General features: G+C 61.7%; 11 protein-coding genes. 6 read left to right on the plus strand and 5 right to left on the minus strand.

The window, feature by feature from the left end; translation table 11 throughout:
• Window positions 1-19: 19 nt before the first annotated feature.
• From pyrR to gshB, 5 genes are all read right to left on the minus strand, one after another.
• Window positions 20-523 (minus strand): bifunctional pyr operon transcriptional regulator/uracil phosphoribosyltransferase PyrR, encoded by a 504-nt coding sequence (gene pyrR, locus ACVWYU_RS02570; protein ID WP_090326079.1) that lies wholly within the window; start codon window positions 521-523, stop codon window positions 20-22.
• A gap of 94 nt (window positions 524-617) precedes the next feature.
• A complete protein-coding gene (gene ruvX / locus ACVWYU_RS02575; RefSeq protein ID WP_130206659.1) occupies window positions 618-1,055 on the minus strand; it encodes a Holliday junction resolvase RuvX in 438 nt (145 codons plus the stop codon).
• Window positions 1,055-1,627, minus strand: coding sequence for a YqgE/AlgH family protein (locus tag ACVWYU_RS02580; RefSeq protein WP_090326075.1), 573 nt, complete (start codon window positions 1,625-1,627; stop codon window positions 1,055-1,057). Before ACVWYU_RS02580 ends, ruvX begins: the two co-directional genes overlap by 1 nt.
• Window positions 1,628-1,831: 204 nt before the next feature.
• On the minus strand, window positions 1,832-2,731 hold the full coding sequence (locus tag ACVWYU_RS02585; protein WP_247254450.1) for an energy transducer TonB: 900 nt from the start codon (window positions 2,729-2,731) through the stop codon (window positions 1,832-1,834).
• A 64-nt stretch (window positions 2,732-2,795) separates the two neighbouring features.
• On the minus strand, window positions 2,796-3,749 hold the full coding sequence (gene gshB / locus ACVWYU_RS02590; protein ID WP_247254451.1) for a glutathione synthase: 954 nt from the start codon (window positions 3,747-3,749) through the stop codon (window positions 2,796-2,798).
• Between the two features lie 360 nt (window positions 3,750-4,109).
• Between gshB and pilG the strand changes: the two genes are divergently transcribed.
• The 6 genes from pilG to ACVWYU_RS02620 all read left to right on the plus strand — a co-directional run bounded on the left by pilG (window position 4,110) and on the right by ACVWYU_RS02620 (window position 14,195).
• Window positions 4,110-4,514 carry a twitching motility response regulator PilG gene (pilG, locus tag ACVWYU_RS02595; RefSeq protein ID WP_090326068.1) on the plus strand — a complete coding sequence of 135 codons (405 nt, stop codon included), beginning with the start codon at window positions 4,110-4,112 and terminating at the stop codon, window positions 4,512-4,514.
• Between the two features lie 57 nt (window positions 4,515-4,571).
• On the plus strand, window positions 4,572-4,937 hold the full coding sequence (pilH, locus tag ACVWYU_RS02600) for a twitching motility response regulator PilH (protein WP_090326066.1): 366 nt from the start codon (window positions 4,572-4,574) through the stop codon (window positions 4,935-4,937).
• Window positions 4,938-4,947: 10 nt separating this feature from the next.
• Window positions 4,948-5,487 (plus strand): chemotaxis protein CheW, encoded by a 540-nt coding sequence (locus ACVWYU_RS02605; RefSeq protein ID WP_090326063.1) that lies wholly within the window; start codon window positions 4,948-4,950, stop codon window positions 5,485-5,487.
• 129 nt (window positions 5,488-5,616) lie between these two features.
• Window positions 5,617-7,677: a methyl-accepting chemotaxis protein gene (locus ACVWYU_RS02610; RefSeq protein ID WP_425524285.1), complete on the plus strand. Its 2,061-nt coding sequence runs from the start codon at window positions 5,617-5,619 to the stop codon at window positions 7,675-7,677.
• Between the two features lie 49 nt (window positions 7,678-7,726).
• Window positions 7,727-13,735 (plus strand): Hpt domain-containing protein, encoded by a 6,009-nt coding sequence (locus tag ACVWYU_RS02615; RefSeq protein WP_457371831.1) that lies wholly within the window; start codon window positions 7,727-7,729, stop codon window positions 13,733-13,735.
• The gene (locus tag ACVWYU_RS02620; protein ID WP_457371832.1) at window positions 13,728-14,195 is read left to right on the plus strand and encodes a chemotaxis protein CheW; all 468 of its coding nucleotides are present in this window, start codon (window positions 13,728-13,730) and stop codon (window positions 14,193-14,195) included. The genes ACVWYU_RS02615 and ACVWYU_RS02620 overlap by 8 nt, the downstream gene beginning before the upstream one ends.
• Window positions 14,196-14,270: the final 75 nt, after the last annotated feature.

Here is a 14,270-nt window from a genome sequence, read left to right on the forward strand (position 1 = left end):
GGACTCTCAATAGGGCGAATTAAAGGGCGAGGTCTTGCACTTCGAGCTTGAGCTCCGGGCCGGACAGCTTCACGCGCTCGTGGGCGGCGAGTGACAGCGTCGCACCGACCACGTTCGGGCGGATCGGCAGCTCGCCGGCGTCCAGGTCCAGCAGGCAGACCAGCGTCACGCTGGCCGGACGCCCGTAGTCGAAGAGTTCGTTCATGGCCGCGCGGATGGTCCGGCCGCTCATCAGTACGTCGTCGATCAGCACCAGGTGCTGGCCTTCGATTTCGAACGGCAGGGCAGACGGACGCACTTGCGGGTGCAGGCCGTTCTGGCTGAAGTCGTCGCGGTAGAAGGAAACATCGAGCGTGCCGAGGGGCTCATGGCTGCCCAGCTCTTTGAGCAGGGCCTGGGCGACCCAGACGCCGCCGGTACGAATACCGATGAAACGCGGTTCGCTGATGCCACGGTGTTCCAGGTGTGCCTTGAGACGGATCGCCATCTGGCTGATCAGTTCGGTGGGATTGGGCAGGCTCATGGTTGCTCCTTCTTGGACCCGAGTCGGGTTGTGCTGGGCTTGGCTCGGGTTGTAGCTAAAAGAGGCGCGTGGCGACTCTTCAGGGTTAGGTGCATCAGGATTCGAACAATGCGCTGTTTTCGTCGAGCCAGCCTTGCAGCAACAGGGCGGCGGCGATGGCATCGACCGGGTTATCGCGGTAACTGCCTTTCTGGCCGCCACGATCACGTCGTTCGCCTTTGGCTTCGAACGTGGTCAGGCGTTCGTCGTGGGTATAGAAGGGCAGATTGAAACGACCGTTCAGGCGGCGGGCGAACTTTTCCGCGCGGGCGCACATGTCGCTGGGCGTGCCGTCCATGTTCAACGGCAGGCCGACCACCACGGCGTCGGGCTTCCATTCCTTGATCAGGGCTTCGACCTGATCCCAGTCGGGAATGCCGTTCTGCGCTTTCAGGGTGCACAGTTCGCGGGCCTGGCCGGTAATCACCTGGCCTACCGCAACGCCGATCTGTTTGGTGCCGTAGTCGAATCCCAGGATCAGCCGCAGGGCCATCAGGCGTGCCCCGCCTGGCTGGTGAGCAGGCTGAGGTTGACGCCCAAATGTTTGGCGGCCGCTTCCAGGCGCAATTCACTGCTGGTGTTGAACAGAACGTCAGCGTCGAACGGGCAGGTCAGCCAGGCGTTCTGCGCCAGTTCGGCTTCCAGTTGCCCGGCTTCCCAACCGGCATACCCGAGGGCGATCAGGCTTTTCGCCGGGCCGACGCCATCGGCGATGGCGAACAGTACATCCTGGGAGGTCGACAGGGATAAATCGCCTTCCAGATCAACGGTCGCCTGATAGCGCTGCCCCGAGGGATGCAGGACAAACCCGCGATCGGTCTGCACCGGGCCGCCGATGAAAATCGGCACGTGCTGGCAGAGTGCAGGAGGTTCGATATCCGGGCGCAATTGCTCGAGGATATCGGCCAGGTTCAGGTCCTGCGGACGGTTGACCACCAGCCCCATGGCACCATTGGCCGTGTGCTCGACGATGTAGGTCAAGGTGTGCGCAAAGTTCGGGTCGACCATGTGTGGCATGGCGATCAGGAAGTGGTGCTTGAGGTAGCTGGGGCTGACGTTTTTCATGAGCGCTAGTGTGGCGTTGGAGGGGCGAACTGACAAGCTGGGGATGCGCAGGAAATGCCGCAAATTGCTGTTGGCGACACAATCCCTGTAGGAGCGAGCCTGCTCGCGATGGTCGTCAACGATAACGCCGCAAGGTTGATACTACGCGGTGCTCTCAGGTTTATCGCGAGCAAGCTCGCTCCTGCAGGGGGATTTGGATTGGTATCAGTTGCTTGAGAGGCGATCGCCGCGGGCAAACTTCCAGGTGCGAATGATTTCCAGGCGGTCAATATCCGACAGATCCCCGGTAAACGGAGCAAAGGGCGCGGCCAGCCGCACGATGCGCTGGGCCGCCTGATCGAGCAACGGTTGCCCGGAAGACTCCAGCACCAGCACCTCATACAGCGAACCGTCCCGGTTGATCGACACCATCAGGCGCAAATTGCCGTAAATCTGCTTGCGCCGGGCTTCGTCCGGGTAATTGAGGTTGCCGATGCGCTCGACCTTCTTGCGCCATTCGTCCTTGTACCAGGCGCCCTTGTCTTTCATGGTCGAGGCGGCGCTCAGGCGATGGATGCGCGGGCGCTTGGCGTACAACTGTTGTTCGTTGGCCAGTTCCGCTTCCAGGCTGGCGATGTCGCTGGATAACTGTTCGGTGTCAAACGTCGGCGCGGCGACCGCGGGTTTGATGTCGGTTTTGGGTTCTTCGGTCTTGGCGGCGGTTTTTTTCGGCTTCGGCGCGACGGTGGTCACGGCAGCCTTGGGCGGAGCGTCCCGCACTTCAGGCTTGGCCGCCGGCGGTGGCGTGACTTTCTGCACCTTGTTGTCCTGGAACGGCGCGACCTCGGTGGTCTTGGGAATGGCCTTTTTATCCAGGGTGCCGCTGCCTTGCTGGTTTTCCTGGGCGAGGAAATCAGCTTTCTCAGGCTTCTTTTCGCTTTTGAAAGTGGCGAGGGTGATTTCCAGGGTTTTGCTGATCTGCTGGGGCTCGACCATCGTGAAGCCGACACCCAGCAGCAAGGCCAGGTGAATCAGCGCCGCGAGAAACAGGGTAAAACCGAGGCGATCGGCCGGGCGCACGCCACGGTGGGCGAGTTCGGCGGGCAGATCGGACGGGAGTGTCATGACAAGGAAACCAACATCGCGTTTTCACAGGCCGCGCATGATAACGCAATGTTGGTTTGGCTTTTCAACGAGCCTTGAGCTTCTGATCGATGGCATCCATCAGCAGGCCGCCGATGTCGGTGCCAAAGGCGTTGTCGATCTCGCGAATGCAGGTCGGGCTGGTGACGTTGATTTCCGTCAGATGTTCGCCGATCACGTCCAGGCCTACGAACAGCAGGCCCTTTTCGCGCAGGGTCGGGCCGACTTGCGCGGCGATCCAGCGGTCTTTTTCGGTCAGCGGACGCGCTTCGCCACGGCCACCGGCGGCCAGGTTGCCACGGGTTTCGCCGGCAGCGGGAATGCGCGCCAGGCAGTAGTCCACCGGTTCGCCGTCGATCATCAGGATGCGTTTGTCACCATCGACGATGGCGGGCAGGTAACCCTGGATCATGATCTGCTGTTGACCGTGCAGGGTCAGGGTCTCGAGGATCACCGACAGGTTCGGGTGGCCCGCGGTGTGGCGGAAGATCGACGAGCCGCCCATGCCGTCCAGCGGCTTGAGGATCACGTCGCCATGGTGGTCAGCGAATTCGCGCAGCACATCCGGGCGACGGCTGACGATGGTCGGCGGCGTGCACTGCGGGAACAGCGTGGCGAACAGTTTTTCGTTGCAGTCACGCAGGCTCTGCGGTTTGTTGACCACCAGCACGCCAGCGCTTTCGGCTTGCTCGAGCAGATACGTGGTGTAGACGAACTCCATGTCGAACGGCGGATCCTTGCGCATCAGGATCACGTCCAGATCGCTCAGCAGATTGTCCTGCTCGGCGTCCAGTTCGAACCATTTTTCCGGATTGGCGAAGACCTTCAGCGGACGCATCCGCGCCCGTGCCTGGCCTTCGGCCTGGTACAGGTCACGCTGCTCCATATAGAACAGTTCCCAGCCGCGCTTCTGCGCAGCCAGCAGCATGGCCAGCGAGCTATCCTTTTTATAGGAAATGCCGGCAATAGGGTCCATGACAATCCCGACGCGAACGCTCATGGGTGTTTCCTCGAAAGTTGGGGGCGTATGAATGACCTGTAGGAGCGAGCCTGCTCGCGATAGGCTTGAGGGCGCCGCATTTTTCCAGCCGGCCTGCGTCATCGTTGACGACCATCGTCGGAACGCCGCCCGGAGCCGGCTCGCTCCTACAAAAGATCAGGCCGTAAAGTGGCGTCAGAGTGGCGCTGAGTGTGTTCCCGGTCAAGGAAAAACCACCTCGAAGGTTGGCCGATAGATTGGTGTTGGAGACTGTGCTAAAAAGACTGCCAAGTTGTACTGGCCCTTGAGTATCAAGGGTTTCTGGCCGCCATTAACCGGCAAACGGACAATTTGATTCGCAAAGGCGACGGTAGAGCATTTATGGAACAGCATTCCAGCGCCTTGAAGGTCATGGTCATCGACGATTCGAAGACGATTCGCCGAACCGCCGAAACGCTCTTGAAAAACGTGGGCTGTGAAGTGATCACGGCCATCGACGGATTCGATGCCCTGGCCAAGATCGCCGACAATCACCCTGGCATCATCTTTGTCGACATCATGATGCCGCGTCTGGATGGCTATCAAACCTGCGCATTAATCAAGAACAACCCGGCTTTCAAGTCCACGCCAGTGATTATGCTGTCGTCCAAGGACGGGCTGTTCGACAAGGCCAAGGGGCGTATCGTCGGCTCCGACCAGTTTTTGACCAAGCCTTTCAGCAAGGAAGAACTGCTGAACGCGATCCAGGCCCATGTTCCGGGCTTTGCCGCCGTTTTGCCGCAGTAAGACACCTACAGTGACGCTCGGCCAACGGGCCTTGCGTCGACAAGAATGGGGAAGACCATGGCTCGTATTCTGATCGTCGATGATTCGCCGACTGAGATGTACAAACTGACCGGCATGCTGGAAAAGCACGGTCATGAAGTATTGAAAGCCGAAAACGGCGCCGACGGCGTGGCCCTGGCCCGCCTGGAAAAGCCCGACGCGGTGCTGATGGACATCGTCATGCCCGGCCTCAACGGTTTCCAGGCGACCCGTCAGTTGACCAAAGACCCGGAAACCGGGCACATCCCGGTGATCATCATCACCACCAAGGATCAGGAAACCGACAAGGTCTGGGGCACACGCCAGGGGGCCAGGGACTACCTGACCAAGCCCGTCGACGAAGAAACCCTGATCAAGACCCTGAACAACGTCCTGCCCGGTTGATTGTCCGGTCATGACCGAGTCGCTGACTGCCTTCGAGCTGCTGCTGCAGATTGACCAGCGTTGTCGTCTGCTGGCCGCGGACTTGCCGTCCCAGCCACCCCGGCAGGACAGCTGGAGTGGCATCGGCTTTCGCGTGGGCGAGCACTGGTATGTTGCGCCCATGAGCGAAGTCGGCGAGGTGTTGCACGAGCCGCGCTTTACGCAACTGCCCGGGGTCAAGCCTTGGGTCAAGGGCGTGGCTAACCTGCGCGGACGGTTGTTGCCGATCATGGACCTGTGTGGCTTCTTTGGTTACGAACTGTCGACCGCGCGAAGGCAGCGACGGGTATTGGTGGTGGAGTACGAAGATGTGTTTGCCGGCTTGATGGTCGACGAAGTCTTCGGCCTGCAGCACTTTGCTCAGGACAGCCTGAAGGCCGTGCCCGCTGACGAATTGCAGGGGCCGATGGCGGCATTTGTTGAAGGCTGTTTCCAGGGCGAGCAGAGTTGGCGGGTGTTCAGCCCGTTTGCGCTGGTACGCTCGCAAGGATTCATGAACGTGGCCCTGTAAACCCTGTGGGAGCGAGCCTGCTCGCGATTGAACGATAACGCGGTTTTCCTGATGCGCCGCGGCGCCTGAATCGCGAGCAGGCTCGCTCCCACAGGTACTTCGGCAAGCTTTAAAGGGTGTTGGTGACCGATGATAAAAGCAAAAGCAGGCAAGCCAATGGAAGGGTCGCGCAGCCGGTCGCAGATCATTGTGCTGTTTATCGCACTGATCATCTTCATCATGCTGTTGTTCGCCAACTTCGCGTACCTCAACACCCAGGCCACTTACGATAAGCAGTACATCGGCCACGCTGGCGAATTGCGCGTGCTGTCCCAGCGCATTGCCAAAAACGCCACCGAGGCCGCCGCCGGCAAGGCTGCGGCATTCAAGCTGCTCAGCGATGCGCGCAACGATTTTGCCCAGCGCTGGGGCTATCTGAAAAAAGGCGATCCGGCGACCGGCTTGCCGCCAGCGCCGGCGACCGTGCGCCCGGAAATGCGCGCCGTGCAACTGGATTGGGAGCGCCTGCTGAAAAACACCGACGCCATTCTCTCCAGCGAGCAGACCGTGTTGTCGCTGCATCAGGTGGCCGCCACCCTCGCCGAAACCGTGCCGCAGTTGCAGGTCGAATACGAAAAGGTGGTGGAAATCCTCCTGCAGCGCGGTGCTCCGGCGGGTCAGGTGGCGATGGCCCAACGTCAATCGCTGCTGGCTGAGCGGATTCTCGGCGCGGTGAACACGGTGTTGTCCGGCGATGAAAATTCGCAACAGGCCGCCGACGCTTTCGGTCGCGACGCGGCGCGTTTCGGCCTGGTGCTCAACGGCATGCTCCAGGGCAACCTGTCGCAGAGGATCAGCCAGGTCGAAGACCGCGATGCGCGCGCGCGACTGACCGAAATTTCCGAGCTGTTCGAGTTTGTCTCGGGTTCAGTGGATGAAATCCTCGAAACCTCGCCCGAACTGTTCAAGGTGCGCGAATCGGCCACCAACATTTTCAGCCTGTCGCAAACCCTGCTCGATGAAGCCTCGCACCTGGCCAACGGTTTCGAAAACCTGGCGGGCGGGCGCACCACCGACACCATTGGCGGTTACGTGCTGGGTCTGTTGGCGTTGGCCTCCATCATCCTCATCGGCCTGGTGATGGTGCGTGAAACCAATCGCCAGCTACGGGAAACCGCCGAGAAAAACGAGCGCAACCAGAACGCGATCATGCGTCTGCTCGACGAGATCGAGGACCTGGCCGATGGCGACCTGACGGTCACGGCATCGGTCACCGAAGATTTCACCGGCACGATCGCCGACTCGATCAATTACTCCGTGGATCAACTGCGCGACCTGGTGGCGACCATCAACCTGACGGCCGGCCAGGTGGCGGCCGCGGTGCAGGAAACCCAGGCCACCGCCATGCACCTGGCGCAGGCGTCGGAGCATCAGGCGCAGCAGATTGCCGAAGCCTCTACCGCCATCAATGAGATGGCCGAATCCATCGACCAGGTGTCGGCCAACGCTGCCGAGTCGTCGGCGGTGGCCGAACGCTCGGTGGAAATCGCCAACAAGGGCAACGAGGTGGTGCACAACACCATCCACGGCATGGACAACATCCGTGAACAGATTCAGGACACCGCCAAACGGATCAAACGTCTTGGCGAGTCTTCCCAGGAAATCGGCGACATTGTCAGCCTGATCGATGACATTGCCGATCAAACCAACATCCTCGCCCTCAATGCGGCGATCCAGGCGTCCATGGCCGGTGATGCAGGGCGCGGTTTCGCGGTGGTCGCCGATGAAGTGCAGCGTCTGGCCGAGCGCTCATCTGCGGCGACCCGGCAGATCGAAACCCTGGTACGGGCGATTCAGACCGACACCAACGAAGCCGTGATTTCCATGGAACAGACCACCACCGAAGTGGTGCGGGGCGCCCGGCTGGCGCAGGATGCGGGTGTGGCCCTGGAAGAAATCGAAGGGGTTTCCAAGACCCTGGCGGCACTGATCCAGAGTATTTCCAATGCCGCACAACAACAGACGTCGTCTGCCGGTCAGATCTCCCTGACGATGAATGTGATCCAGCAAATCACGACGCAGACCTCGTCAGGTTCCACCGCCACTGCCGAGAGCATTGGCAACCTGGCGAAGATGGCCAGCCAGTTGCGGCGGTCGGTGTCCGGTTTCACCTTGCCGGCCGCCAAGGCGCAGGCGACGGACAAAGCTTGAACCGCCTGCGGGCGTTGGCATTTTGACTGAAGTGGTAACTGAGGTGGTTATGGGTGATCGGCACGACTATGTGGCCCTCGAATGGGTCAAAGGCGAGATTGCCGAAACGCTGAAGCAGGCTCATCACGCCATCGAAACCCTGCTGGATGATCCGCAGGCGACGCACGCGCTGGGCGATTGCCTGGCGTACATTCATCAGGTTCACGGCAGTTTGCAGATGGTCGAATTCTACGGCGCGGCCCTGCTCGCCGAAGAGATGGAGCAGCTTGTAAGCGCCCTGCAACAGGGCCGCGTCAGCCATCGTGACGAGGCGCTGCACCTGCTGATGCAAGCCTTGGGGCAACTGCCGATGTACCTCGACCGGGTCCAGGGTGCGCGACGCGACCTGCCGCTGGTGGTGCTGCCGCTGATCAACGACCTGCGCAGCGCCCGTGGCGAAGGCCTGTTGTCGGAAACCAGCCTGTTCAGCCCGCTGCTGCCCGATCTGCCGCCGCTGGACGAAGCGTCGCTGGCGCATCTGGAACCGCCGGACCTGCCGGGCGTGCTGCGCAAATTGCGGCAAATGCTGCAGATGGCCCTGGTCGGCTTGCTCCGCGAGCAGGATGACGAGACCAACCTCGGTTATCTGGCCAAGGTATTCAATCGCCTCGAAAGCCTGTGCGGTAACGCACCCCTGAGCCCGTTGTGGCAGATCGCCGCGGCGCTGGTCGAAGGCATGCGCGCCGGTGCGATTGCCAACAGCCCTGCCTTGCGCAGCCTGTTCAAGGAAGCCGACAAAGAACTCAAGCGCCTGCTCGAACAGGGCATGCCTGCCATCAATCAACCGGCGCCGCCGGAGCTGCTCAAGAGTTTGCTGTTCTACATAGCCAAAGCCGAACACCCCACCGGGCAGATGCTGACCATGAAAGATCGCTACGGACTGGATGACGCGCTGCCTGACAGCGCAATGGTCGATGAGGAACGTGCACGACTGGCAGGGCCTGACCGCGACGCCATGCGTTCGGTACTGACAGCACTGTGCGAAGAGCTGGTGCGGGTCAAGGAGCGCCTGGACCTGTTCGTGCGCAGCGACCGTCAACACGCTTCCGATCTCGACAGCCTGCTGGCGCCGCTGCGGCAAATCGCCGACACCCTGGCGGTGTTGGGTTTCGGTCAGCCGCGCAAGGTCATCATTGACCAATTGGCCGTGGTCCTGAGCCTCACCCAGGGCCAGCGCGCACCCGATGACGCGATTCTCATGGACGTCGCCGGGGCCTTGCTCTACGTCGAAGCGACGCTGGCCGGCATGGTCGGCACCGTGGAGCCGGAGAGTCAGGAAGAAAGCCGTCTGCCAACCACCGACCTGACGCAGATTCACCAGATCGTGATCAAGGAAGCGCGCATCTGCCTGCAACAGGCCAAGGACATGATCGTCGACTACATCGACGCCGACTGGGACCGTCAGCATTTACAGGCGCTGCCGGCCTTGCTGACCCAGGTTCGCGGTGCGCTGGCGATGATTCCGTTGAGCCGCGCGGCCAGCCTGATCGAAACCTGCAATCACTTCATCCGCGAGCACCTGCTGCTCGATCCCGGTCAGCCCGGCTGGCAGGAACTGGACAGCCTGGCCGACGTGATCGCCAGCCTCGAATACTATCTGGAGCGCCTCAATGATGACCCGGAAGCACCCGGTGAGTCGTTGCTCGATATCGCCGAAAAAAGCCTGGCGTCACTCGGTTTCTTCCCTAGCGAACAGCATGTGCCGGTGCTCGAGGATGTACTGAGTCCGAGCGAAGCGCAGGTCATGCAGCAGAGGCAGGAACTGGACACCCCGGCCGTCGTCCAGACCCTGGCGGATGTGTTGGCCAGCCCGGTGTCGGCACTCAACCCGCCCGCCCAGACCACACCGGGCAGCCTGTTGCCGCCGCCTGCCGGCGAAACACCGGTGGATGACGAGTTGCGCGAAGTGTTCCTCGAAGAGACCGACGAGGTGCTGGACATCCTGCGGGAATACCTGCCGCGCTGGTCGGCCAACCCTGATGACCCGTCAGCCCTTGGGGAAGTGCGTCGCGCTTTCCATACGCTGAAGGGCAGCGGCCGAATGGTCCGGGCACTGGTGCTCGGCGAACTGGCCTGGGCCGTGGAAAACCTGCTCAACCGTGTGCTGGAACACAGCGTCGCCCCGGGCGCTGCGGTGCAACAACTGCTGGGCGATGTGTTGACGCTGTTGCCGGAGCTGGTGGCCGAATTTGCCGCCAATGCCCAACGCCAGCGTAACGACGTCGACCAACTGGCCGCCCGGGCCCATGCCCTGGCCAAGGGCGAGGCATTGGCCGCCGATGAAGATACCCAGGACGTCGCGGCCCTCGATCCTTTGTTGCTGGAGATCTTCCGCAAAGAAGCCGAATCCCATTTGAGCAGTCTCAATCGCTTTCTGGATCAGGCTGCCGAGCACGTGCCGTTACAGGCCAGCGATGAATTGCAGCGCGCCTTGCACACCCTCAAGGGCAGTGCGTCGATGGCCGGGGTGTTGCCGATTGCCGAGCTCGCCGCGCCGCTGGATCAACTGGCCCGGGAATACAAGGCCCACCAGATCGCCCTCGACCTGGACGAAGTCGAATTGCTGTTGGAAGCCGAAGGTTTGTTCCGCCTCGGTTTGCGCCAATTGAAGTCGGACCCGTTGGCCGAGATCCCTGACGCGGCGGCATTGATCGAACGCACCCAGGCCTTGTTGGCCGAACGTCTGGCCAGCCTGTCGAACACCCCGAACACAGGTCTGCGCATCAAGCGCGATCCGCAGTTGATCAACAACTTTCTGGCCCAGGGCATGGACATCCTGCTGGACGCCGAAAGCCTGTTGCAACGCTGGCAGCAACACCCCGGCGAACGCCAGGAACTCAGTGCGCTGCTGGATGAATTGACCACCCTCGGCGAAGGTGCACACCTGGCTGATTTGCATCCGGTGGATGAGCTGTGCGAAGCCTTGCTCGACCTTTACGGTGCCGTGGAAGAAAGCAGCCTGGCGGTCAGCGAGACGTTTTTCCATGAAGCGCAAAGTGCCCATGAAGCGCTGATCAACATGCTCGACGAACTGGCTGCCGGCCAGGAAGTCAGTCCGCGCCCGGAACGGATTCGCGCGTTGCACGGCTTGCTCGATCAGAGCCTCGACCCGTCGGCCATGGGCCTGATCCGTAGCGATGGCAGCCGTACCCTGAGCATCCGCGAACTGTCTGATGCCACCGCCGAACTTGAAAACTCCCTGCCCCCTGTGGGCGCTGGCTTGCCAGCGATGGTCGTCAACGATGATGCGTTATCGCAGGATAAACGCGGCGCCTGTGAATCCATCGCGAGCAGGCTCGCTCCTACAAGGGAACGCGAGCCGGACGACGAGATCGTTTCGATCTTCCTCGAAGAAGCCGCGGATATCCTTGAAAGCGCCGGCCCGGCCTTGCAGCGCTGGTTAAGCGAGCCGTCCAATGCCGCGCCGCTGTCGTCCTTGCAACGGGATTTGCACACCCTCAAAGGCGGCGCGCGCATGGCCGAGGTCGAGCCGGTCGGCGATCTGGCCCATGAACTGGAAAGCCTTTACGAAGGCTTGGTGGACCGCCGGTACAGCTACAGCGACGGGCTCGCTTCTTTGTTGCAACACAGCCACGATCGCTTGGCGCATTTGCTTGAACAGCTTCAACAGCATCAACCCCTCGACGATCCGGGCGAACTGATCGAAGCGATCCGTGCGTTCCGCCAGGGACACGCAGGCCATGCCGATCTGATCGAGCCGGCGGCCAGCAATGACTCGGCCCATCACGACAGCGAGTTGCTGGACATCTTCCTTGAGGAAGGTTTCGACATCATCGAAAGCTCTGGTGCGGCGCTGGTGCGCTGGCAGGCCGAGCCGTCGAATCGTCAGGAAGTGGAAACCCTGCTGCGCGACCTGCACACGCTCAAGGGCGGCGCACGCATGGTGGAGATCACCCCGATCGGCGATTTGGCCCATGAGCTGGAATTTCTCTACGAAGGTTTATCCGCCGGAGTACTGAAACCCACGGCGGCGTTGTTCGAGCTGCTGCAACGCAGCCATGACCGACTGGCGCAAATGCTCGACGCGACCCGCGCCGGCGAACCCTTGCCGCCGGCCGATCGACTGATCGACGCGATCAAGAATTTCAGCCACCCGGCGCTGCCTGAAACGCCCGCGCCAATCGCGCTGCCCGTCGCCGCAAAAGCCGAAGCCCCGCTGCAACCCGATGCCGGCGCCGACATGGTCAAAGTCTCGGCGGAACTGCTCGATGACCTGGTGAACCTGGCCGGCGAGTCATCGATTGTTCGCGGCCGCATCGAGCAGCAGGTCAGCGATGCGCAAATCGCCCTGAACGAGATGGAAACCACCATCGAGCGGATGCGCGATCAGTTGCGCCGGCTCGATATCGAAACCCAGGGCCGGATCCTCAGTCGCCAGCAAGTCGACGCCGAACGCCTGGGTTACGAAGAGTTCGATCCCCTGGAAATGGACCGTCACTCACAATTGCAGCAACTGTCGCGGGCACTGTTCGAGTCCGCTTCCGACCTGCTCGACCTCAAGGAAACCCTCGACCGGCGCAATCAGGACGCGGAAAACCTGCTGCAACAGCAGGGCCGTATCAACACCGAGCTGCAGGAAGGCCTGATGCGCACGCGCATGGTGCCGTTCGAAAAGATGCTGCCGCGCTTGAAACGCATCGTGCGTCAGGTTTCCGAGGAGTTGGGCAAGGACGTTGAGTTCATCGTCGAAAACGCCGAAGGCGAGATGGATCGCAACGTGCTCGAACGCATGGCGGCGCCGCTGGAGCACATGCTGCGCAACGCCGTGGACCATGGCCTGGAATCTGCCGAGGCGCGGATAGCGGCGGGTAAACCGGCCCAGGGACGGATCACCCTCGACCTGTCGCGCGAGGGTGGCGACATCATTTTCGATATCCGCGACGACGGTGCCGGCGTGCCGCTGGAGGCGGTGCGGCGCAAGGCGATCAAGCGCGGTCTGCTCGACCCGAACAGCGAAATCAGCGACCGCGACGTGCTGCAATTCATCCTGCAGCCGGGGTTCTCCACGGCCGAGAAAATCACCCAGATTTCCGGGCGCGGCGTCGGCATGGATGTCGTGCACGAAGAAGTCCGGCAACTGGGTGGCAGCATGAGTATTGATTCCGTGCCGGGGCAGGGCGTGCATTTCCGCATTCGCCTGCCGTTCACGGTGTCGGTCAACCGCGCGCTGATGGTGCAATGTGGCGAGGATCAATACGCGATCCCATTGAACACCATCGACGGGATCGTCCGTGTGCTGCCCAACGAACTCGAAGGGCACTTCCGCCTCGACCCGCCGACCTATGAATACGCCGGGCAACGCTATGAACTGTGCTACCTGGGCGAACTGTTGAAAACCAGTCCACGGCCGAGGTTGCTGGGCCAGAACCTGCCGCTGCCGGTGCTGCTGGTGCAGTGCAACGAGCGGCACATCGCGGTGTTGGTCGACGCCATGGCCGGCACTCGCGAGATCGTGGTCAAGAGCCTCGGCCCGCAGTTCGCGGCCGTGCAGGGCGTGTCTGGCGCGACGATCCTGGGCGATGGCCGGGTGGTGCTGATTCTGGATTTGCTGGCGCCGATCCGCGCCCTGCAAGCGCATGTGCCACAGCGTCCGGCCAATCACGATCTCGAGCCCGAGCCGCAACGGCCGTTGCTGATCATGGTGGTCGATGACTCGGTGACCGTACGCAAGGTCACCAGCCGCTTGCTCGAACGCCATGGCATGAACGTGCTGACGGCCAAGGACGGCGTCGACGCCATGTTGTTGCTCGAAGAGCACAGGCCGGACGTGATGCTGCTCGACATCGAAATGCCGCGCATGGACGGTTTCGAAGTGGCCAGGCAAGTCCGCAGTGACGAGCGTTTTCAGCACCTGCCCATCATCATGATCACCTCCCGCACCGGCCAGAAACACCGCGACCGCGCCATGGCCATCGGTGTCAACGACTACCTCGGCAAGCCGTACCAGGAATCGGTACTGCTCGAAAGCATTGCCCTATGGAGCAAAACCCATGCTTGAGCGGCTGATCAACCCGCGCACCAGCCACCTCACCGGCCTTTTGCTGCCCCTGGCCGACCGCAACCTGATCCTGCCCAACGTTGCGGTCGCCGAACTGATCGACTACCAGCCCGCCGCGTTCGACCTCGACACGCCGCCCTGGTATCTGGGGCGAGTACCGTGGCGCAACCGGCAAATCCCGCTGCTCAGTTTCGAGTCGGCGTGCGGCAGTAAAGTCGTCATCGGAGAGCGCGCGCGGATCGTCATCCTCAACGCCCTCGGCGGCCGCCCCGAGCTGAAATTCATCGCCATGCTGGTCCAGGGAATTCCCCGCTCGTACAAGCTCGACAGTCAATTGAGCTATGTCGACGTGCCGCTGTGTTCGCTGGAAAAAGCAGCGGTGCAAGTGGGCGATCAAGTGGCCAGGGTGCCGGATTTGCTGGGGTTGGAAGAACTGCTTGTGATTGCCGGGCTGGCCTGACCGAATCCCTGTGGCGAGGGAGCTTGCTCCCGTTGGTACGCCCAAAAGTTCCAGCGCACGGATCATTCGCCTGCG

This window comes from Pseudomonas sp. TE12234 (assembly GCF_054061835.1).

Coding starts and splice junctions, on each gene's coding strand:
- pyrR (WP_090326079.1), bottom strand. CDS start 523: ATGAGCCTGCCCAATCCCACCGAACTGATCAGCCAGATGGCGATCCGT.
- ACVWYU_RS02580 (WP_090326075.1), bottom strand. CDS start 1,627: ATGAAAAACGTCAGCCCCAGCTACCTCAAGCACCACTTCCTGATCGCC.
- ACVWYU_RS02605 (WP_090326063.1), top strand. CDS start 4,948: ATGACCGAGTCGCTGACTGCCTTCGAGCTGCTGCTGCAGATTGACCAG.
- ACVWYU_RS02615 (WP_457371831.1), top strand. CDS start 7,727: ATGGGTGATCGGCACGACTATGTGGCCCTCGAATGGGTCAAAGGCGAG.
- ruvX (WP_130206659.1), bottom strand. CDS start 1,055: ATGGCCCTGCGGCTGATCCTGGGATTCGACTACGGCACCAAACAGATC.
- gshB (WP_247254451.1), bottom strand. CDS start 3,749: ATGAGCGTTCGCGTCGGGATTGTCATGGACCCTATTGCCGGCATTTCC.
- ACVWYU_RS02610 (WP_425524285.1), top strand. CDS start 5,617: ATGATAAAAGCAAAAGCAGGCAAGCCAATGGAAGGGTCGCGCAGCCGG.
- ACVWYU_RS02585 (WP_247254450.1), bottom strand. CDS start 2,731: ATGACACTCCCGTCCGATCTGCCCGCCGAACTCGCCCACCGTGGCGTG.
- pilH (WP_090326066.1), top strand. CDS start 4,572: ATGGCTCGTATTCTGATCGTCGATGATTCGCCGACTGAGATGTACAAA.
- pilG (WP_090326068.1), top strand. CDS start 4,110: ATGGAACAGCATTCCAGCGCCTTGAAGGTCATGGTCATCGACGATTCG.
- ACVWYU_RS02620 (WP_457371832.1), top strand. CDS start 13,728: ATGCTTGAGCGGCTGATCAACCCGCGCACCAGCCACCTCACCGGCCTT.